Genomic DNA, 19802 nt, shown 5'->3' with positions numbered 1-19802 from the left:
GGAAACCGTGGTCGGGACGACGTTATCCGCGCACGGGTGGTCACCGCGCCCCCATCAGGTGCTCCACCGCCAGCTGGTTGAGCCGCCCGAAGCCGTAGCCCCGCTCGCCCGCCTTGTCGGCGTCGTAGTCCTCGAACGCGGTGCGGTCGGCGGCGAGGTCGGCGAGGGTCTCGCCGGGGTTCAGCGTGGGGGTCGACAGCTCCGCCACCCCGGCCGTGGCCAGCGCCTCGAGCACCTCGGGGTCGGAGCGGAACGCGGCCGCCCGCTCCTTGAGCAGCAGGTAGGTCCGCATGTTCGCCGCGGCGGAGTCCCACACGCCGGTGACGTCCTCGGTGCGCAGCGGCTTGTAGTCGAAGTGTCGCGGGCCGTCGTAGGACGGGCCGCCGCCCGGCGCGCCGTGCTCGATGAGGTCGACGAGCGAGAACGCGTTGATCAGGTCGCCGTGGCCGAAGATCAGGTCCTGGTCGTACTTGATGCCGCGCTGGCCGTTGAGGTCGAGGTGGAACAGCTTGCCCGCCCACAGCGCCTGCGCGATGCCCGCGGAGTAGTTGAGCCCGGCCATCTGCTCGTGCCCGACCTCGGGGTTCACGCCGACGATGTCGCCGTGCTCGAGCCCGGCGATGAAGGCGAGCGCGTGCCCGAGCGTGGGCAGCAGGATGTCGCCGCGGGGCTCGTTGGGCTTGGGCTCGATCGCGAACCGGATGCCGTAGCCCTGCTCCTTGACGTACGCGGCGAGGGTGTCGATGCCCTCGCGGTAGCGGTCGAGCGCGGCCTGGATGTCCTTGCCGGAGTCGACCTCGGCGCCCTCGCGCCCGCCCCAGAACACGTAGGTGGACGCGCCGAGCTCTGCGGCCAGGTCGAGGTTGCGCAGGATCTTGCGCAGCGCGAACCGGCGCACGCCGCGGTCGTTGCTGGTGAACGCGCCGTCCTTGAACACGGGGTGGGTGAACGTGTTGGTGGTCATCATCGGGACCACGAGGCCGGTCTCGTCGAGCGCGGCGCGGAAGCGGGTGAGGATCCGGTTGCGCTCGTCGGGGGTGGAGCCGAACGGGAGCAGGTCGTCGTCGTGGAACGTGACGCCCCAGGCGCCCAGGTCGGAGAGCCGGTGCACCGACTCGACGGGGTCGAGCCAGGGCCGCGTGGCGGTGCCGAACGGGTCGGCGGCGGGCCAGCCGACGGTCCAGAGACCGAAGCTGAAGTGGTCGTCACGAGTCGGCTGCACCACGGGGAACCCCTTTGTTCGGTGATCGTACAAACTCGCCCACGGTAGCGTGCCGGGCGTGCGCCTGGCTACGTGGAACGTGAACTCCGCCCTCGTCCGGCTGCCGCGGCTGCTGCCCTGGCTCGACGAGCGCGCCCCCGACGTCGTCTGCCTGCAGGAGACGAAGGTGACCGACGAGCAGTTCGCCGAGGCGTTCGACGAGCCGCTCAAGGAGCGCGGCTACGAGGTCGCGCACGTCGGGGAGGGGCGGTGGAACGGGGTCGCGCTGCTGTCGCGCGTCGGCCTGGAGGACGTGCGGCGCGCGCTGCCCGCCGCCCCGTCGTTCAACGACGCCGTCGAGGCCCGTGCCGTCACCGCCACCTGCGGCGGGCTGCGCGTCACGTCGGTCTACGTGCCCAACGGCCGTACCCCCGACGACCCGCACTACGCCTACAAGCTGGAGTGGCTGGCCGCGCTCGCGGCGTCGGTCGGCGACGCGGCGACCACCGTCATCGCCGGCGACGTCAACATCGCCCCCACCGACGACGACGTGTGGGACCCGGCCCAGTTCGTCGACTCCACCCACGTGACGCCCGCCGAGCGCGGCGCGCTCACGACCCTGCGTGACCTCGGCCTGGCCGACGTCGTCCGCGACCGCTGGCCCACCGAGCGGTTCTTCAGCTACTGGGACTACCGCGCGGGCCGCTTCCACCAGGACCAGGGCATGCGCATCGACCTGGTGCTCGCGGGCGCCGACCCGGCGGGCCGCGTCGCCGCGGCGTGGGTCGACCGCCAGGCGCGCAAGGGGTCCGGGCCCAGCGACCACGCCCCGGTGATCATGGACCTGGACACCGCCCCGGACGGGGACATCGGCCCGGTCGTCCCGCCGCCGTCGAACCCGAAGCGGCGCCGCTAGGCCGTCCGCCCGGCCAGCACCGCACCCAGCGCGGCCAGCCCGACGAGTACGGCCACCAGCACCGGCAGGGCGACGCCCGGGGCCACCAGCACCGCGAGCAGCGCCCCGCCGAGTCCGATCATCGACGCGGTCGTCAGCTGGTCGGCGATCTGGGCGGCCGAGCTGTGGAAGCCGACGGCCTCGGGCGCCGACTTCTGCAGCAGCAGGAACGACACCGACGAGAACCCGAGCCCCATCCCGACGCCCGCGAGCGCCCAGAACGGCAGCGCCAGCCACGGCAGCCCCCAGGCCGGGGCGACGAGCAGCATCCCCGCGGCGCCGGTGCCGAGCGCGCAGAAGCCGATCCGCAGCAGCCGGGCGCGGGACAGGTCGGGACGGCGGCCCTGCCACGCCGCCGCGCTCGACCACCCCAGCGACCCGACGATCAGCGGCAGTCCGGCCGCCGCGAGCGTCCAGCCGTGGGTGCCGTTGAGCATGAGCGGCAGGTAGGAGTTGACGGTGAAGAACACGCCCGCGAGCAGCCCCCGGGAGATGACGACGACGGGCACGCCGCGCGCCGCCCGGAACACCCCGTCCGGCAGCAACCGGGGCACCGCGGGCACCAGCAGCACGACCGCGACCCCGGCGGCGACCGCCCCGGCCGCGCTGCCCTGCTGCGCCGCCCAGCTCAGCGCGGAGACCCCGACGGCCGCGGCCGCCGCGGCCGGTACCAGCCCGCGGCGTGCGGGGGCCACCGTGCGCGTCGGGTCCGGCGGTCCGAGGCGCCGCACGGCCGGCACCACGAGGGCGACCGCGAGCGCCACGAACGGCACGAGCCCCAGGAACACCCAGTGCCACGAGACGGTGTCCGTCACCAGCCCGGCGACCGGTGGCCCGACCAGCGACGGCAGCACCCACGCCGAGGAGATCAGTCCGAACACCGCGGGCCGCGCGCGCTCGGGGTAGACGAGCGCGATCAGCACGTAGACACCGACGCCCAGCGCGCCCGCCCCGAGCCCCTGCAGCAGCCGCCCGAGGAGCAGTTGCGGCATCGACACCGCCGTACCGGCGACGAGCAGCCCGATCCCGAACAGCACCGGAGCGACGACGAGCGGCACGCGCGGCCCGGCGCGGTCGCTGAAGCGCCCACCGAGCACGGTGCCGAGGACCGACGCGGCCATGAAGGCCACGAACGGCCACGCGTACATCGACACCGCGCCGAGGTCGGCGACGAGTGCGGGCATCGCGGTCCCGACCCCCATCGCCTCGAACGCGACCAGGCTGATCAGCAGGACCAGACCGAAGGTCGTCGACCGGCGGTCGGGTCCGAACAGCTCCGTGCGGACGGCGGTCGGGACGGTCATGGAACGATGGTGCTCCCTGGACCCGCGTGGAGGTCGACGCGGTCGCGGGTCATGATCCACCCGATCGGGGGGTTCGGCCCCTCCGAGGCTGCGGGGGCGCGGCGGACGCGTCAACCTCCGAGGCGCTCCCCACCGCTCCCCGGAGGTACCGATGAAGATCCGTTCGATGTCGGCGACGCTCGCCGCGTTCGCCGTCCTGACCGTCAGCGCCTGCTCGTCACCCGCACCCGCCGACCCGGCCGCACCGCCCGCCGCCGGCGCGCCCGCGTCCGCACCCGCCGACGCCGCCGGAGCCGGGACGGCTGCCCTCGGCGGCGCCCTCACCGCCGCGACCGGGCTGGCCGCCCTCGGCGGCCTGGGCCAGGACCAGGGCGCCGGCGACCAGGTCCGCGCCCTCGGCGGGCAGCTGTCGAGCGACGCCGAGTCCCTGACCGCGCAGCTCCGCACGCTCGCCGAGGAGCAGGGTGTGGCCGTCACCGACGCGCTCACCCCTGAGCAGCAGGCCCAGCTCGCCGACCTGGGTGCCCGCAGCGGTCAGCCGTTCGACCAGGCCTGGCTGAACGCCGCGGGTGAGGCCCTCGCCCAGGCCCGCAGCGCCGCCGAGGCCGTCCTGGCCTCCCCGGACGCCTCGCCCGAGGCGAAGGCCGCAGCCCAGGAGGCCCTCGACCGCCTCGACGCGCTCGCCGCGAGCCTCGCCGACGCCTCCACCGCGGCCGGGGCCGACGCCCCCACCGCCGTCGACGCGGGCAACGGCGGCCAGGCCGCCCAGGACGCCCCGCTGCTCGCGATCGCCCTGCTCGGTGGCGGCGTGGCGTTGGTCGGAGGCGCCGCGTGGCGTCGCCGTCAGGTCTCCTGACACCCACCCCCTCCGTGCGCCGGTGGCCCCTGCGGGTGGCCACCGGCGCCGGTCTGGCGTGCCTCGTGGCCGGGGGTGCGCTGCTGTTCACGGGCCCGGGTCCGGCCGACTTCGGGGCGGCGCCCGCCGCATCCGCCCGCCCCGCTCCGGCGGTTCCCACCGACGGGACCCCGTCCGCCGTACCGCCGGTCGTCGTCGGGACCGTCCCGGTCGAGCTGGCCCTGCCCGGTCGCGGTGTGCTCGCCCCCGTCGTCCCGGTCGGGACCGCCCCGGGCGGCTCGATGGTGATCCCGGACCCACCCTCGACGGTCGGCTGGTGGGCCCCCGGCCCGCTGGCCGGCAGCGCGACCGGGGTGGCCGTACTGGCCGGGCACGTCGACACGGCCGCCGACGGGCTCGGCGTGCTCGCGGTGCTGCGCGAGGTCGGGCCGGGGGAGGAGGTCGTCGTGCGCGGGGCCGACGGGCGCGAGCTGCGCTACGTCGTCGCCGCCCGTCGGGAGTACCGCAAGGCCGACCTCCCGCTCGACCTGTTCACCGGCGACGGCCCGCCCGGACTCGTCCTGATCACCTGCGGCGGGGCCTTCGACCCGGCGACGGGGCACTACCAGGACAACGTGGTGGTGCACGCGGTACCGGTCTGATCACCCCGGAACCCGGCCGATCACGGCACGGACGTCGCCCGTCGATCTCCGCGGGCGACATCGACGCCGTGATCGGCGGGGTGACGTCGTGACCCCGCCGCAGTCCCGGGCGGGACCGTGGCAACCTGTCCGGCGTGAGCACCAGCGTCGACGTCCCCACCGAAGCCCCCGAGTTCGCCGCCGTCCGCGAGGCCGCCGTCCGCGCCGCAGCCGCCGCGCCGGGGGTCCGGGCGGCGGGCGGTGCCGCCGTCGACGCCGCCCTGCGCGCCGCCGCGACGCTGCTTCGCGAGCGCTCCGCCCAGCTGCTGGAGGCCAATCACGTCGACGTCACCGCGGCCGAGCAGAACGGCATGGCTCCGGGCCTGCTCGACCGCCTGCGCCTGACGCCCGAGCGGATCGCCGAGATGGCCACCCAGCTCGACGTCCTCGCCGCCACCCCGGAGCCCCCGCTGCAGCGCGAGGTCCGCACCCTGCCCACCGGCGAGCGGGTGTTCGAGCGGCGCGTGCCCGTCGGCGTCATCGGAGCGGTGTTCGAGGCGCGCCCCAACGTGACCGTCGACGTCGCCTCGCAGGTGCTCAAGGCCCGCAGCGCCGCCGTGCTCCGCACCGGGGCGGCGGCGCTGGGCTCCGCGCGTGCGCTGGTCGACCTCGTCCTCGCCCCGGCGCTGGAGCAGCACGGCGTGCCCGCCGGCGCCGTGCAGCTCGTGCCGACGCCCGGCCACGCGGGCGCCGACGCGCTCGTCGGCCTGCCGGACCTGGTGCCGCTCGTGGTGGTGCGCGGCAGCGGCGAGGTCACCCGCCGCCTGTCCGCGCTGGGGGCGGCCGCGGGCACCCGCGTGCTCGCCCATGCCGACGGCGGCGGCGTGCTCTACCTGCACGGGTCCGCCGACGAGGACGACGTCGAGCGACTGGTCACCGAGTCGACCGACCGCCTCGGCGTCTGCAACCGCCTCAACCTGCTCCTCATCGACGCCGACGCCTACGACCGCCTCTGGCCGATCGCCGAGGAGGCGCTCGCCGACCGTGACATCACCCCGAGCCTCGCCCCGCACGACCACCCGCTCGGCCACGAGTGGGCGCTCGACTCCGGCGCCGAGGCCCACGTGACGGTCACGACCGTCGACGGCCCGGTCGACGCCGCGCTCACCGCGGCCCGTGAGACGTCCGGCCTCGCCGCGTGCGTCTGTGCCACCGACGCCGACGCGGCCACGGCGTTCATCGACGCCTACACCGGTACCGGCGTCTTCTGGAACACCACGACCCGCCTGCTCGACGGCTACAAGCTCCTCGGCCTCCCCGAGACCGGCATCAACGTCGATCACACCCCCGGCCCGCGGGGCCCGGTCACCTACGTCGACCTGAGCCTGCGCCAGTTCGTGGTGCTCCCGGCCGTCGCGCACGAGGGATGAGCCGCGCGCTCGTCCTCGTCCACACGACGGCTCCCGGCGACGGGATCCGGAACGCGGGCACGATCGCGCCCGCGTTGGCCGAGCAGGGTTTCGACGTGACGATCGGCTCTCTCGTCGAGGAGGGAACCCCCGTTCCGGAGACGTTCGACCTCCTCGTCGTCATGGGGTCCGCGGAGTCCGTGGCCGACGACGCCCTGCCCTGGCTGCCCCGCGAACTCGCGTTCGTGCGGCGGACGCTCGCCGCGGGGGTCCCGGTGCTGGGGATCTGCTTCGGCGGGCAGCTGCTGGCCCGGGCGCTGGGCGGCACCGTCGGCCGGGCGCCCCGGCCCGAGCGCGGGTTCGTCACCCTGGGCACGGCCGACGCCGACGTCCTGCCGCCCGGCACCTGGATCGAGTTCCACGACGACGCGTTCACCCTGCCGCCCGGCGCCGTGGAGATCGCCCGCAACGACGTGTGCGTGCAGGCCTTCACCCATGGCGCGCACATGGGGGTGCAGTTCCACCCGGAGATCACCCCGGACGTCCTCGCCCAGTGGGTGGAGTCGTGGGGGAGCCGCGGTCGCGAGGCCGTCGAGGCCGAGTTCGATCTCGCCGGCCTCGTCGCCGAGCTCGACGGGCGGGCGGCGGCGAGTGCGGCCGCGTGCCGGGACCTCGTCGCCCGCTTCTGCGCGCGGCTCCCGCACGCCGTCGACGTCACGGCGGACTAGATTCGGCCACGTGCTGCACAGAACCGCGCTCGCCAACGGGCTCCGGGTCCTGCTGGTCCCCGATCCCGCCACCCCCGTCGTCGGCGTCGCGGTGCACGTCGACGTCGGGTTCCGGTCCGAGCCCGAGGGGCGGACGGGGTTCGCGCACCTGTTCGAGCACCTCATGTTCCAGGGCAGCGAGAGCCTGGAGAAGCTGGCGCACTTCCGCCACGTCCAGGGCTCGGGCGGGGTGTTCAACGGCTCGACGCACCAGGACTACACCGACTACTTCGAGGTGCTGCCCGCCGCGGCGCTGGAGCGGGCGCTGTTCCTGGAGGCCGACCGCCTCCGCGCGCCCACGCTGTCGCAGGAGAACCTGGCGAACCAGATCGACGTGGTGAAGGAGGAGATCCGCCTCAACGTGCTCAACCGGCCCTACGGCGGGTTCCCCTGGATCCTGCTGCCGCCGGTCCTCTACGACACGTTCCCCAACGCGCACAACGGCTACGGCGACTTCTCCGAGCTGGAGCAGGCCTCCCTCGACGACGCCGCGGCGTTCTTCGACACCTACTACGCCCCGGGCAACGCGCAGGTCACCGTCGCCGGGTTCATCGACCTCGACGAGACGCTCGCCCTGGTGGAGAAGCACTTCGGCGACATCCCGGCCCGCCCCACGCCGACGCGCCCGTCGTTCTTCGAGCCCGTTCCGGGGGTCGAGCGCCGCCAGGCCGTCCCCGACGCCCACGCGCCGCTGCCCGCACTCGCGATGGGGTTCCGGTTGCCCGACCCGGCCACCGACCTCGACGGTTACCTCGCCCACATGCTCCTCGCCTCCGTCCTCGGCGACGGTGAGGCCGCCCGGCTGCAGCGCCGGCTCGTGCACGCCGACGGGCTGGTCACCGACATCTCCGCCGCCGCGGGCCTCATGGGCTCCCTCGACGCCCGCGACCCCGACACGTTCACCGTCACCGCGGTGCACCCCGCCGCCGTCGACCCGGACCGCGTCATCGGAGCGGTCGACGAGGAGCTGGAGAAGCTCGCCGCCCAGGGTCCGAGTGCCGACGAGCTGTCCCGCCAGGTCGCGCGCTGGTCGGCCGGGGCGCACCAGGAGAACGACCGCGTCATGTACCGCATGCTCGGCCTGGGGGCGCGCGAGCTGCTCTACGGCCGCGCCGAGATCACCGACGAGCTGCCCGGCCGCCTCGCCGCCGTCACCCCCGACGCCGTGAGCGCCGCCGCGGCGTCGCTGCGCGGTGCCGGGCGCGGCGTGCTGCTGGTCGAGCCGGGCAAGGGAGAAGACGCATGACGACGGCCACCCACCGCAGCGCCGAGGAGATCGGCCGCACGCCCACGGGGGCTCGCCCGCTGCCGGACCTGGGCGTCACCCGCGAGGTGCCGCTGCCCGACGTCACCGACACGACCCTGCCCAACGGCCTGCGCGTGCTCGTCGCCCGCCGCGCGAGCGTGCCGATGGTCGAGCTGCGTCTGCGCGTCCCGTTCGCCGATCCCGCACCGGGCGGCGGGCACCCGGCGATCGCCGAGCTGCTCTCGGAGACGCTGCTGACGGGCACCGCAACCCGCGACCGCGTCGCCGTCGACGACGATCTCGCCGCCGTCGGGGCCGACCTCGGTGCGAGCGTCGACCCGGAGCGGCTGCTCGTGCACGGGTCGGGGCTCGCCGACGGGCTGCCGGTGATCCTGGACGTCCTCGCCGACCTCCTCACCGGGGCCACCCACCCCGACCACGAGGTCGCCCGCGAGCGGGAGCGGCTGGTCGAGCGCATCGCCGTGGCCCGCGCGCAGCCGCGCACGATCGCCCGCGAGGCGCTGCAGCGGGTCCGCTTCGGCACGCACCCGATCACGGCGGAGATGCCGACGGCTTCGGATGTCACGGCAGTGACATCGGAGCAGGTGCGGGCCACGCACGCCGCGTCGCTGGTGCCGCGGGGCTCCACGCTCACCCTCGTCGGCGACGTCGACCCGGCCGCCGCCACCGCCGCGGTCGAACAGGCGCTGGGGTCCTGGACCTCGTCCGCGACCGCCCTCGAACTGGCGGCCCCGCCGTACCCGGCCGCCGGTGATCTCGTACTGGTGCACCGGCCGGGATCCGTCCAGTCGCAGCTGCGCCTGTCCGGTCCGGCGGTGCCCCGCGAGGACCCCGCGTACGCCGCGCTGCAGCTCGCCAACCTCGTGTTCGGCGGCTACTTCTCCTCACGCTGGATGGAGAACATCCGCGAGGACAAGGGCTACACCTACGGCGCGCACTCCGGCTCCGAGTTCATCCCCGGCGGTGCGGTGCTGGGCGTCGACACCGACGTGGCCAGCGACGTCACCGCCGCAGCCCTGCTGGAGACCCGCTACGAGCTCGGTCGGCTCTCGGCGGTACCGCCCACGGCCGCCGAGATCGACGCGGCCCGCAGCTACGCCGTCGGCTCGCTGCTGATCTCCCTGGACAACCAGGGCGGGCTGGCCTCGACGATCGCCGGGCTCGCCGCCGTCGGGCTCGACCTGGACTGGCTGCGCGAGCACCCCGCGCGGCTGCACGCCGTCACCGCCGACGACGTGGCGGAGGCGGCGCTGCGGTTCTTCGCTCCGTCCGGTTTCTCGGGCGTGGTCGTCGGGGACGCCGACGTCATCGGCCGGGGCGTGCGGGCACTGGGCGGGATCGCGTGAACTTCGACCTGCTCGTCGAGCCCGTCCTGTCCCGCTCCGCCGTCGACCGAGACGAGCCGCTGCGCACCGACACCGCCCGCCAGGTGGCGGGGTGGCCGTCGGCGCAGCTCGTCGTCGTCGATGCCGAGGGGCGCACCCCCGTCGTCTGGGACACCGAGCCGGACGCCGGCTTCCGCGTCGGCGACGCCGGCAGCTGGGACGTCGGCGGCGGCGCCCGCCTGAAGACCCGCGCCACGACCGGTGACGTCCCGCCGCCCGACGCGGTGCTGCTCGGCGAGCGCGACGGCGTCGCGTACTGGGGGGTGCGCGGCAAGCCCGACCTGGTGGCGGGCGACGACCCGACCGAGTGGGCCGACCTGCGGATGACCGGCGCCGTCCTCGACGCACTGGGCGCCGGCCTGTTCACCACCGCCGTCGCCGCGCTGAACTGGCACGACGCCGCCGGCTTCTGCGCGCGCGACGGCTCGCCGATGCACCCCGCGAACGCGGGCTGGCACCGGCACTGCGAGGCCGCCGCCCACGAGGAGTACCCGCGCACCGACCCCGCCGTCATCTGCCTGGTGCACGACGGCGCCGACCAGGTGCTCCTCGCCCGCCAGCCGGTGTGGCCGCAGGGGCGCTACTCGGTCCTCGCCGGGTTCGTCGAGGCGGGGGAGTCGCTGGAGGCGTGCGTGGAGCGGGAGATCCACGAGGAGGTCGGCGCCACCGTCACCGACATCCGTTACCTGGGCAGCCAGTCGTGGCCGTTCCCGCGGAGCCTGATGGTCGGCTTCCAGGCCGTCGCCGACCCGACGGCGCCCCTGGTCCCCGCCGACGGCGAGATCGCGGAGGCCTTCTGGGCCACCCGGGCCGACGTCCGGACGGCACTGGCGGCGGGTGACTGGAGCGCCCGCACCGATGCCCCGTTCCTGATGCCCGGCAAGGTGAGCATCGCCCGCAGCATGCTGGAGGCCTGGGCCGCCCTCTAGTGCACGGACCGCGGGGCCGGCACACAGGTTCCTCCCTGTGCGCCGGCCCCGCGGTCGTGTGTGCGAGCTAGGCGGCGAGCTTCTCCTGAACCTGCTTCAGGCTGGGGTTCGTGGCCGTCGTCTCGTCGGGGAACAGGATCACGGGCACCGTCTGGTTGCCGCCGTTCACGCCCTCGACGAACCTCGCGGCGTCGGGGTTCCGCTCGATGTCGATCTCCGTGTAGGCGATGCCGGCCTGGTCGAGCTGCAGCTTGAGGCGCCGGCAGAAGCCGCACCACGTCGTCGAGTACATCGTCACCTGGGACATGCCCGGTGCAACAGCGCGGCGGGCGCAGGTCTTCCCGCCGCGGGTGTCAGGATGGTCGCGTGCGTGATTCGGGTCTGGACGACGAGCAGCGGGCCGCGGTCACCGCACCCCGGGGCCCCGTGTGCGTCCTCGCGGGGGCGGGCACCGGCAAGACCCGCACGATCACCCGCCGCATCGCGCACCTGGTCAGCACCGGTCACGTCGCGCCGGGCCAGGTCCTCGCGGTGACGTTCACGGCGCGCGCGGCGGGGGAGATGCGCACCCGTCTGCGCACCCTGGGCGTGTCCGGCGTGCAGGCCCGCACGTTCCACGCCGCGAGCCTGCGCCAGCTGCGCTACTTCTGGCCACGCGTCGTCGGCGGTGACCAGTGGCAGCTGCTGGAGGGCAAGCTGCGGATCGTCGGGCAGGCCGCGGCGCGGCTCAAGGCCGGCACCGACGCGGCCTCGCTGCGCGACTTCGCGGGCGAGATCGAGTGGGCGAAGGCCTGCCTGATCACCCCCGACGACTACCCGGCCGAGGTGGCGCGCCGCAGCCGCGACATCCCCGGCCCGGCCGAGCAGGTCGCGGCCGTCTACGCCGGGTACGAGGCGCTGAAGAACCGCGCCGAGATGCTCGACTTCGACGACCTGCTGCTGCACACCGCGGCCGCGCTGGAGAACCACGCGGGGGTCGCCGAGGAGTTCCGCGACCGCTACCGCTGCTTCGTCGTCGACGAGTACCAGGACGTCACGGCCCTGCAGCAGCGCGTGCTCGACGCCTGGCTGGGCGAGCGCGACGACCTCACCGTCGTCGGCGACGCCAACCAGACGATCTACACCTTCGCCGGCGCCACCCCGAAGCACCTGCTCGACTTCCCGCGCCGCTTCCCCGAGGCCGTCGTGGTGCGGCTCGAGCGCGACTACCGCTCCACCCCGCAGGTCGTGTCGTGCGCCAACACGCTCATCGGCGCCGCGCGCGGGCGGGTCGCCGGCAGTCGGCTCGCCCTGATCGGGCAGCTGCCGCCCGGCCCGGAGCCCGACTTCACCGAGTACGACGACGAGCCCGCCGAGGCCGCGGCGGTGGCCGCGCGGATCAGCCGGCTGATCGACGACGGCGAGTCGGCGGGCGAGATCGCCGTGCTGTTCCGGATCAACGCGCAGTCCCAGGCCTACGAGCAGGCGCTCACCGAGGCGGGCGTGCCGTTCCAGGTCCGCGGCGGGGAGCGGTTCTTCTCCCGGCCCGAGGTGCGCAAGGCGATGAGCGTGCTCCGGATGGCGAGCGGGCGCACCGACCCCCTCGTCGACGCCGTGCGCGAGGTCCTCGCCCCCGTCGGCCTCACGCACGAGCCGCCCGGCGGTGCGGTGCAGCGGGCCCGGTGGGAGTCGCTGCTCGCGATCGTCGAGCTGGCCGAGCAGCTCGTCGCCGACGAGCCCGACGCCGACGTCCGCCGCTTCTGCACCGAGCTCGACGTCCGCGCCGACGCCGCGCACCCGCCCGCCGTCCAGGGGGTCACGCTGGCGTCGCTGCACGCGGCGAAGGGCCTGGAGTGGGACGTGGTGTTCCTCGTCGGGCTGGCCGACGGCACGCTGCCCATCCAGCACGCCGACGGCGACGAGGCCGCGATCGAGGAGGAGCGCCGCCTGCTCTACGTCGGGGTGACGCGCGCCCGGCGCCGCCTCGCGCTGTCCTGGGCCCTGTCGCGCCAGCCCGGCGGTGCGCGCAAGCGCCGCCGCAGCCGGTTCCTCCACGGGCTGATCCCGGACTCGCACCCGGCGTCGCGGATCGCCGCGACCTCCGGGGGCACCGGCACGAAACCGAAGTGTCGCGTGTGCGGGTCGCCGCTGCTCGGCGTCGACGCGCTCAAGATGCGCCGCTGCACCGACTGCCCCTCCGACGTCGACACCGAACTGCTCGACCGCCTCCGTGGCTGGCGGGCCGACGAGGCCAGGGAACAGCAGGTCCCGGCCTACGTCGTGTTCACCGACGCCACCCTGACGGCGATCGCCGAGCACCGCCCGGCCGACAGCGCCGCGCTGGTGTCGATCCCCGGCATCGGGGCCCGCAAGCTCGACCGCTACGGCCCCGCCGTCCTCGCCCTGGTCAGCGACGCCTGAACCCGCGTGCGAGAAAGTTCCCGTAAATAGGTTGCCCACCCCGGCGGGGTATCCCTAACGTATCTCCCGACGGACTGCACCAGCCCGTTTCTCACCACGACCATCCGCAGAGGAGGTGCCCACGATGATCACGATGACGGTCTCCCTCGTCCCGGTTCACGGCACCCGTCTGTGGACCGAGCCCGCCTCCGTGCAGGCCTACGCGCGTGGCACGAAGCCGCGCTCGTCCGTCGTCACGTTCGCGGGTATCGATCTCGACAACAGCACAGGTATGTCCGCGGTGAGGTGTCGTCTCAGGTAGATGCCGACACGCACCGGCAGCAGGTTGAAGCCGCGGACCCCACAGGGTTCGCGGCTTTTTTTGTTTTTCCGGTAGCAGCACGAGTACCAGGAGGTAGTGCGGTGCTAGTCCGATCAGTTCCGTTGGACGGCGGAGCGATCAGTCCCGACCAGATGGGCGGCGACTCCGCCCCGCTGGGGTCCCTGCTCGCGGCGTTGGATTCGCTGGGGCAACCCCGCGCCGGGCTGGACCTGCCCTGTCGCTCCGGCGACGCCGACCTGTGGTTCGCCGAGGCTCCCGTGGACCTGGAGCGGGCCAAGGGTCTGTGCGGGGCGTGTCCGATCCGGGCCGAGTGCCTGGCGGGCGCGCTGTCACGCGAGGAGCCGTGGGGGGTGTGGGGCGGCGAGATCTTCGAGCGCGGCGCCGTCATCCCGCGCAAGCGGCCCCGGGGCCGACCCAGCAAGGCCGACCTGGCCCGCGACCGCGCGTACGCCGCGGCTTCGGCCTGACCAGCAGCAACCACCAGACAGGAGTCGTTCCGATGACCTACTTCATCGCTTCCCCCGCAGGCCCCGGCGCGATCCGCGACCGAGAAGACCACCACACCCGAGGACACGGCATGTTGCTCATGGATGAAGCACTGGCTCGATCCCGACAGCAGGAGGCCGAACAGGCCGCACGCGACCACGCGCTCGCTCGTCAGCTCACGGCCGGACGGCGGTGGTCGTGGCTCGCGGCCTTCGCCGCCCGCCGGGCCGAGCGCGCGCGTCGCGCGCTGCGGTAGCCGACCCGCGGCACCCTCTGAGCGGTGCCGCCCCGAATCCGACGGCGCCCCGGTCCTCCCGTGACCGGGGCGCCGTCGGCGCGTCAGCCCGCGGTGGGGGAGTCCTCGAAGATCCAGGGGTTCCAGTGCCGGACGATGCCGCGCAGCGGGACGTCGGCGTCGAGCTGGCAGAGCACGCCGATGGTCCCCATCGTGACGCGGTGCACGAGCAGGTACTGCGCCGGCAGGTTGAGCTCGCGGGCGGTGTTGAACTGCGGGCTGCGCAGGTCGCCCACGCGCTCGGCCTGCTTCTGCAGCCAGGCACGGTCGAAGCGGAACGACTCGGTGTGCATCGGCTCGGTGAAGGGCGCGAGGTAGGCCATCGCCTCGTCCGCCGTCATCTTCGATCCCTGCCGCACGAAACCCTCCCGGCGCAGGTGCGCGAGCAGGTCGACGGGCCGTTCCGCCAGCGCGAGCCGCAGCATCTCCGACAGCGGCCGCGGCATCCCGTCGGGCAGCCGGGCCACGGCGCCGAAGTCGATCACCATGAGGCGGCCGTCGTCGAGCAGCAGGAAGTTGCCCGGGTGCGGGTCGGCGTGCAGCAGGCCCACCCGTCCGGGTGAGGCGTAGAGGAACTCCGAGAGCTGCAGCGCGGCGTGGTCGCGCTCCTCCTGGGTGCCGCGGGTGATCACGTCGGACAGCTTCCGTCCGGTGACCCACTCGCTGACCATCGCCTTGGGGGCGGATGCCACGACCTTCGGCACCTTGACCTGCGGGTCGCCGTCGTAGGCGGCGGCGAAGGCGCGCTGGTTGTCGGCCTCGTCGCGGTAGTCGAGCTCCTCGGCCATGCGGTCCTGCAGCTCGGTGATCAGCGGCCGGATCTCCAGGCCGGGCATGAACGGTTGCATGACCCGGCTCATCCGCGAGAGCTGGCGCAGGTCGGACAGCAGCGCCTGCTCCGCGCCCGGGTACTGCACCTTGACGGCGACCTCGCGGCCGTCGCGCCACACGGCGCGGTGCACCTGACCGATGCTGGCCGCGGCCGCGGGGGTGTCGTCGAACTCGGTGAACCGGCTGCGCCAGTTGCGCCCGAACTGCTCGGCGAGCATCCGGTCGACGTCGCGCGGGGGCATCGGCGGGGCCGCGGACTGCAGCTTGACCAGCGACTCCCGGAACGGCGCGGCGTACTCCTCGGGCACCGCCGCCTCGAACACGCTCAGGGCCTGGCCGAACTTCATCGCGCCGCCCTTGAGCTCGCCGAGCACCGCGAACAGCTGCTCGGCGCTCTTCTGCATCATCTGGGCGGAGATCTCGTCGCCGTCGCCCCCGGCGAGTCGACGTCCCCAACCCGCCGCGACCCGTCCGGCCGCCCCGAGCGGGAGGCTGGCGAGCTTCGCGGTGCGGGCGGCCGTGCGCCGTGGGATGTCCGTCACCGCTCCAGTGTCCCCCGAGAATCACCCACCCCGCATGTCGCCGGGGGGTGTCTCGGCCCACCGCACCCGCAGTCCGGATGCCGTGACCACCTGCGGGTGAGGCTCGTCGCGGCCCCGACGTCCAACTCGATCGTGGCGTCCAGCGCGGGAGGCGCGGCGGTGTCGTCCAGCGCGGCGAGGGCCTGCGCGGTGCCCAGTGCCGCGGTCGCGACGACGCAGGCCGGATCGGCGGCGCCCGTCGTGCCGACGAGCGCGACCACGACGCCGGGCCAGTCGGGGTCGCGGTCGCGGCGGTGCAGGTCGAGGCAGCGCAGGCACGCCGAACGCCCGGGCAGCACCAGCGGCCCGACGACGCCGACGCCGTCGCGCAGCCGGACCGGGAGGTGCGCGACTCCGTCGGAGAGCAGCCGTTCGACCAGTCGGGGCGGCGGGGCCTGCGCGTCGGCGAGCACGACGAGGTCGGGTGCGAGCCGCTGCGGCACCGCCGTGACGACGGTGCCCGGGACGAGCCGCGCGGCGGCCCGGGCGACCGCGCGGTCCCGGCGCACCCCACGGTCGACGTCGACGAGACCGGTACCGAGGTCGCCGCCGGTGACCGTGCCGTCGGTGTCGAGGTGCACGGTGCCCACGCCCGCCCGGACCAGCCCGACGACGACGCCCGCGGCCAGCGGCCCGTCCCCGACGACCAGCACGACGTGCTGGGCACGGCGGCCGCTCACCCGACGGGCCGCGGCCGCGTCGACGACGCACCCGGCGTCGAGCAGGGTGTGGAGCAGGTCCACCGCGGTCGCCTCGTCGGCCCCGCGGTGCACGGCCCGGTCGACGAGGGGACCGGGCTCGACGGGGGAGGCGAGCTCGTCGAGCATCAGAGCCAGAGGTGGGTCGAGGTCGTCGACGACGACCCCGCGGTCCGGGCACAGGCCGATCCGTCGCGAGCGCGCCCCGACCGCGAGCAGCGAGAGGTGCGGAGTCAGGGAGATCAACGCGGGCAGCGGGTGCACGGGGTCGATGGTGCGCCGGATCCGTGCCCGCCCGCGCGAACCATCCACAGTCGACCACGCGGGTCTGTGGACAACTCACGTCGTCGTCCCGTCGTGACCTGCGGGGACTAAACTCGGGCCATGGCGTTGCCCGCGGTCGTCGAGGTCCGGCGCAGTCATCGCCGCAAGCGCATGGTCAGCGCGCGGCGCGAGGGCGACACCGTGATCGTGTTCATCCCCGGGTGGATGAGCGAGAGCGAGGAACGCCGCTGGGTCGACGAGATGGTGTCGCGGCTGGAGCGCAGCGAGGCCCGGCGCCGTTCCCCGGGCCGCACCGGCGACGACGCGCTGCTCCGCCGCTGCCTCGACCTCAACCGCCGCCACCTCGACGGGCTCGCCGTGCCGGAGACCGTCCGCTGGGTGCCCACGATGCGCACCCGCTGGGCGTCCTGCACGCCCGCGGACAGGACGATCCGGATCAGCGAGCGGCTGCGCGACGCGCCGGGCTGGGTCGTCGACTACGTGCTCGTGCACGAGCTCGCGCACCTGCTCGAACCCGGCCACGACGAGAAGTTCTGGACCTGGGTGCGCCGCTACCCGCGAACCGAGCGCGCGATGGGTTACCTCGAGGGGCTCTCCGCGGCCGCCGGGCTGGGGCTGGTCGGCACCGACGGCGACGAGCCCGAGCCCGAGCCCGAGCCCGACTAGCTGTCCTTCTTCCCGTCGTCCTCGGGGTCGGGAGCGGCCTCGGTGTCGGCCAGCTTCTCCAGCTCCGCGATCGGGTCGCCCACCTCGTCGCGGGCGACGAACGCGGCCGGGTCGTCGAGGTCGTCGGCGGACGGGATGAGGTCCGGGTGGGCCCACAGCGCGTCGCGGCCCTCCGCGCCCCGCTGCTCGCCGAGCAGCCGCCACAGCTCCGCGGCGGCGCGCAGCCGCCGCGGCCGCAGCTCCAGCCCGACGACCGTGGCGAACGTCTGCTCCGCCGGCCCACCGGACGCGCGACGGCGCCGCAACGTCTCGCGCAGCGCCTCCGCGCCGGGCAGGCGCTCGCCGATCGCCTCGGCCACGACCGCGTCGACCCAGCCCTCGATCAGGGCGAGCAGCGTCTCCAGCCGCGCGAGGGCGGCCTTCTGCTCGGGTGTGGTCTCGGGCTCGAACATCCCGGAGCCCATGGCCTCCTGGATCGCCGCCGGGTTGGACGGGTCGATGCCGCGGGCCAGTTCCTCGATCTTCGAGGTGTCGATCGTGATGCCCTGCGCGTACTCCTCGACGGTGCGCAGCAGCCGCTCCTTGAGCCAGCCGACGTGCGCGAACAGGCGCTGGTGCGCGGCCTCGCGCGCGGCGAGGAACAACAGCACCTCGCTCGCCGGGCGGTCGAGGTCCTTCGTGAACTTCTCGACGTTCTCCGGCAGCAGCGCGGCGACGCGGTCGGGGCCGACGGGGATGCCGATGTCGGTGGAGGTCAGCACCTCCGCGGCGAGCGTGGCGAGACCCTGCCCGAGCTGGGTGCCGAACGCGAGCCCGCCCATCTGGCCGAGCATCGCCATCATCGGGCCGGCGGCGGCGCGCGCCTCCTCGGGCAGCGCGTCGGTCCACGCGCTGCCCATCCGGCGCGCGACCGGGTCGACCAGGCGCTTCCAGGTGGGCATGCTCGCGGTGACCCACTCGCTCGCCGACCAGGCCTTCGTCGACGTGGCGCCCGCCGGGAACCCGGTGGCGGCGTCGAGCCACAGCTCCGCCAGCTTCACGGCGTCGGACACCGCGGAGCGCTGCGCGCCCGTCAGCGACGAACTGGTGGCGGCGAGCTGCTGCGTGGCCATCTGCGCGGCGAGGTCGTAGTTGACCGGCCCGTCGCCGCTGCTCTGCGCCTGGCTGAGCATCTGCCCGAGCTGGGTGAGCATCTGCCCGAGCTGGCTGACGTCGAACCCGCCCGGACCGCCCATGCCGGGCAGGCCCCCGAGGCCGGGGAGCCCACCCGGGGGCATCCCGGGGAGGTTGCCGAAGCCGAAGGGATCGACCGGGCCGTCGGCGCCCGACCTGTCGGGGCCCTCGTCCCGTCCCTTGTCGGAGTCGTCGCGGTCGGAGGGTCCGAACCCGAACGGCGGCTTGTCAGTCATGGGTCCACGGTACGCGCGACGGGCGGCCCGGGGTGTTCGCCGTGGGCCGCAATGCGGCGACCACCGTAGGTGCCCCTCACCTGGCGCGGCATAGGGTGCGCGATCGTGAGTCGTCGCATGTTGACCGTCGTGGCCGCCACGCTGCTGGCGCTGTCCCTCGGCGTGATCGGCGCGACGCTGCCGGTGCCGTTCGTCGCGCTCGGACCCGGGCCGACGTACGACACGCTGGGCGAGTACGAGGGCGCGCCGATCATCGACGTCGCCGACCTCCCGACGTACCCGACGTCCGGGCACCTCAACATGACGACGGTGTCGGTCACCGACAAGCTCTCGCTGTTCACCGCGCTGGCCCTCTGGCTGTCGCCGGAGCGTCGGCTGGTCCCCCGCGAGCCGATCTTCCCGTCCGACCGGTCCACGCAGGAGGTCCAGGACGAGAACGCGGCCCAGTTCACCTCCTCGGAGCTCAACGCGGTGTCCGCGGCACTGACCGAGCTCGGCACGCCCGCGTCCGTGGTCGTGGTCGGGGTCGTCGCCGATTCGCCCGCCGACGGCCTGCTCGAGCTGCAGGACCAGATCGTCAGCGTCGACGGCGTCCCGGTGAGCACGGCGGAGGCCGTCACGGAGCAGCTCGGCGGGTCGGCGCCGGGTCAGACGGCGTCGCTCGTGGTCCGCCGGGCCGGTGAGGAGCTGACGGTGCCGGTCGTCCTCGGGACGCGGCCGGACCGCCCGCAGGGTTTCCTGGGGATCACCCCGGGCCTCGGCCCGCTGCCCGGCGCCGACGTCACGATCAGCCTCGGCGGGATCGGTGGCCCGTCGGCGGGACTGATGTTCGCGCTCGGCGTCGTCGACAAGCTGACGCCGGGGGAGCTCACCGGCGGCACGTTCGTCGCGGGAACGGGGTCGATCGGGCCGTCGGGCGCGGTGTCGGCGATCGACGGTGTCCCGTTCAAGATGATCGCCGCCCGCGAGGTCGGGGCCACGGTGTTCCTCGTGCCCGCGGCGAACTGCGAGGAAGCGGCCGCGACGGCACCCGCCGGGCTCACCCTCGTCCGCGTCGACACCCTCGACGACGCCGTCAGCAGCCTGGACGCGCTGCGCGACGGCTCGGCGACGCCGCCCTGCTGAGTCTCGACCGG

Annotated in this window: 19 protein-coding genes; 13 read left to right on the top strand and 6 right to left on the bottom strand. The window is 74.5% G+C overall.

What is annotated here, in order from left to right; translation table 11 throughout:
* Positions 1–40 precede the first annotated feature (40 nt).
* Complete coding sequence (gene xylA / locus I4I81_RS19370) at positions 41–1225, bottom strand: xylose isomerase (protein ID WP_218601855.1); 1185 nt, start codon at positions 1223–1225, stop codon at positions 41–43.
* 55 nt (positions 1226–1280) lie between these two features.
* On the opposite strand from xylA, the gene I4I81_RS19365 reads away from it, so the two are divergent.
* Positions 1281–2117, top strand: coding sequence for an exodeoxyribonuclease III (locus I4I81_RS19365; RefSeq protein WP_443690142.1), 837 nt, complete (start codon positions 1281–1283; stop codon positions 2115–2117).
* On the opposite strand, the gene I4I81_RS19360 is transcribed toward I4I81_RS19365, so the two are convergent.
* The gene (locus I4I81_RS19360; RefSeq protein ID WP_218601853.1) at positions 2114–3460 is read right to left on the bottom strand and encodes an MFS transporter; all 1347 of its coding nucleotides are present in this window, start codon (positions 3458–3460) and stop codon (positions 2114–2116) included. The genes I4I81_RS19365 and I4I81_RS19360 overlap by 4 nt on opposite strands.
* 151 nt (positions 3461–3611) lie before the next feature.
* Between I4I81_RS19360 and I4I81_RS19355 the strand changes: the two genes are divergently transcribed.
* The 7 genes from I4I81_RS19355 to nudC all read left to right on the top strand — a co-directional run bounded on the left by I4I81_RS19355 (position 3612) and on the right by nudC (position 10693).
* Positions 3612–4316, top strand: a complete 705-nt coding sequence (locus I4I81_RS19355; protein ID WP_218601852.1) for a DUF4142 domain-containing protein — start codon at positions 3612–3614, stop codon at positions 4314–4316.
* Between the two features lie 14 nt (positions 4317–4330).
* Complete coding sequence (locus tag I4I81_RS19350; protein ID WP_218601851.1) at positions 4331–4957, top strand: class F sortase; 627 nt, start codon at positions 4331–4333, stop codon at positions 4955–4957.
* A gap of 134 nt (positions 4958–5091) precedes the next feature.
* Complete coding sequence (locus I4I81_RS19345; RefSeq protein WP_218601850.1) at positions 5092–6366, top strand: aldehyde dehydrogenase family protein; 1275 nt, start codon at positions 5092–5094, stop codon at positions 6364–6366.
* A complete protein-coding gene (locus I4I81_RS19340; RefSeq protein WP_218601849.1) occupies positions 6363–7073 on the top strand; it encodes a type 1 glutamine amidotransferase in 711 nt (236 codons plus the stop codon). The genes I4I81_RS19345 and I4I81_RS19340 overlap by 4 nt, the downstream gene beginning before the upstream one ends.
* A gap of 10 nt (positions 7074–7083) precedes the next feature.
* On the top strand, positions 7084–8358 hold the full coding sequence (locus tag I4I81_RS19335; RefSeq protein WP_218601848.1) for a M16 family metallopeptidase: 1275 nt from the start codon (positions 7084–7086) through the stop codon (positions 8356–8358).
* Positions 8355–9725 (top strand): M16 family metallopeptidase, encoded by a 1371-nt coding sequence (locus tag I4I81_RS19330; RefSeq protein ID WP_218601847.1) that lies wholly within the window; start codon positions 8355–8357, stop codon positions 9723–9725. The genes I4I81_RS19335 and I4I81_RS19330 overlap by 4 nt, the downstream gene beginning before the upstream one ends.
* Positions 9722–10693: an NAD(+) diphosphatase gene (gene nudC / locus I4I81_RS19325; protein ID WP_218601846.1), complete on the top strand. Its 972-nt coding sequence runs from the start codon at positions 9722–9724 to the stop codon at positions 10691–10693. Before I4I81_RS19330 ends, nudC begins: the two co-directional genes overlap by 4 nt.
* Before the next feature lie 67 nt (positions 10694–10760).
* Here the strand turns inward: nudC and I4I81_RS19320 are convergent, their stop codons facing one another.
* Positions 10761–11000, bottom strand: a complete 240-nt coding sequence (locus I4I81_RS19320) for a mycoredoxin (RefSeq protein ID WP_218601845.1) — start codon at positions 10998–11000, stop codon at positions 10761–10763.
* Between the two features lie 59 nt (positions 11001–11059).
* Here I4I81_RS19320 and I4I81_RS19315 point away from each other — a divergent pair, with 59 nt between their 5' ends.
* The 3 genes from I4I81_RS19315 (at position 11060) to I4I81_RS19305 (ending at position 14157) form a co-directional block, all read left to right on the top strand.
* A complete protein-coding gene (locus I4I81_RS19315) occupies positions 11060–13093 on the top strand; it encodes an ATP-dependent DNA helicase UvrD2 (RefSeq protein ID WP_218601844.1) in 2034 nt (677 codons plus the stop codon).
* 402 nt (positions 13094–13495) lie between these two features.
* Positions 13496–13882, top strand: a complete 387-nt coding sequence (locus I4I81_RS19310; protein ID WP_372453535.1) for a WhiB family transcriptional regulator — start codon at positions 13496–13498, stop codon at positions 13880–13882.
* A gap of 32 nt (positions 13883–13914) precedes the next feature.
* On the top strand, positions 13915–14157 hold the full coding sequence (locus I4I81_RS19305; protein WP_218601843.1) for a hypothetical protein: 243 nt from the start codon (positions 13915–13917) through the stop codon (positions 14155–14157).
* 83 nt (positions 14158–14240) lie between these two features.
* Here the strand turns inward: I4I81_RS19305 and I4I81_RS19300 are convergent, their stop codons facing one another.
* Entirely contained in the window at positions 14241–15569 is a 1329-nt protein-coding gene (locus I4I81_RS19300; RefSeq protein WP_218601842.1) for an ABC1 kinase family protein, read from the bottom strand.
* Positions 15566–16570: a hypothetical protein gene (locus tag I4I81_RS19295; RefSeq protein WP_218601841.1), complete on the bottom strand. Its 1005-nt coding sequence runs from the start codon at positions 16568–16570 to the stop codon at positions 15566–15568. The genes I4I81_RS19300 and I4I81_RS19295 overlap by 4 nt, the downstream gene beginning before the upstream one ends.
* Before the next feature lie 120 nt (positions 16571–16690).
* Here I4I81_RS19295 and I4I81_RS19290 point away from each other — a divergent pair, with 120 nt between their 5' ends.
* Positions 16691–17257, top strand: coding sequence for a M48 metallopeptidase family protein (locus tag I4I81_RS19290; protein ID WP_218601840.1), 567 nt, complete (start codon positions 16691–16693; stop codon positions 17255–17257).
* Here the strand turns inward: I4I81_RS19290 and I4I81_RS19285 are convergent.
* On the bottom strand, positions 17254–18666 hold the full coding sequence (locus tag I4I81_RS19285; RefSeq protein WP_218601839.1) for a zinc-dependent metalloprotease: 1413 nt from the start codon (positions 18664–18666) through the stop codon (positions 17254–17256). The genes I4I81_RS19290 and I4I81_RS19285 overlap by 4 nt on opposite strands.
* Positions 18667–18783: 117 nt before the next feature.
* Between I4I81_RS19285 and I4I81_RS19280 the strand changes: the two genes are divergently transcribed.
* Positions 18784–19791, top strand: coding sequence for a YlbL family protein (locus I4I81_RS19280; RefSeq protein ID WP_218601838.1), 1008 nt, complete (start codon positions 18784–18786; stop codon positions 19789–19791).
* The last annotated feature ends 11 nt before the right edge of the window (positions 19792–19802 follow it).

Origin of the sequence: Pseudonocardia abyssalis (genome assembly GCF_019263705.2) — a bacterium.
Lineage (GTDB): Bacteria > Actinomycetota > Actinomycetes > Mycobacteriales > Pseudonocardiaceae > Pseudonocardia > Pseudonocardia abyssalis.
The sequence above is the reverse complement of the archived record's forward strand: the minus strand, read 5'-3'. Positions and strand labels throughout refer to the sequence as shown.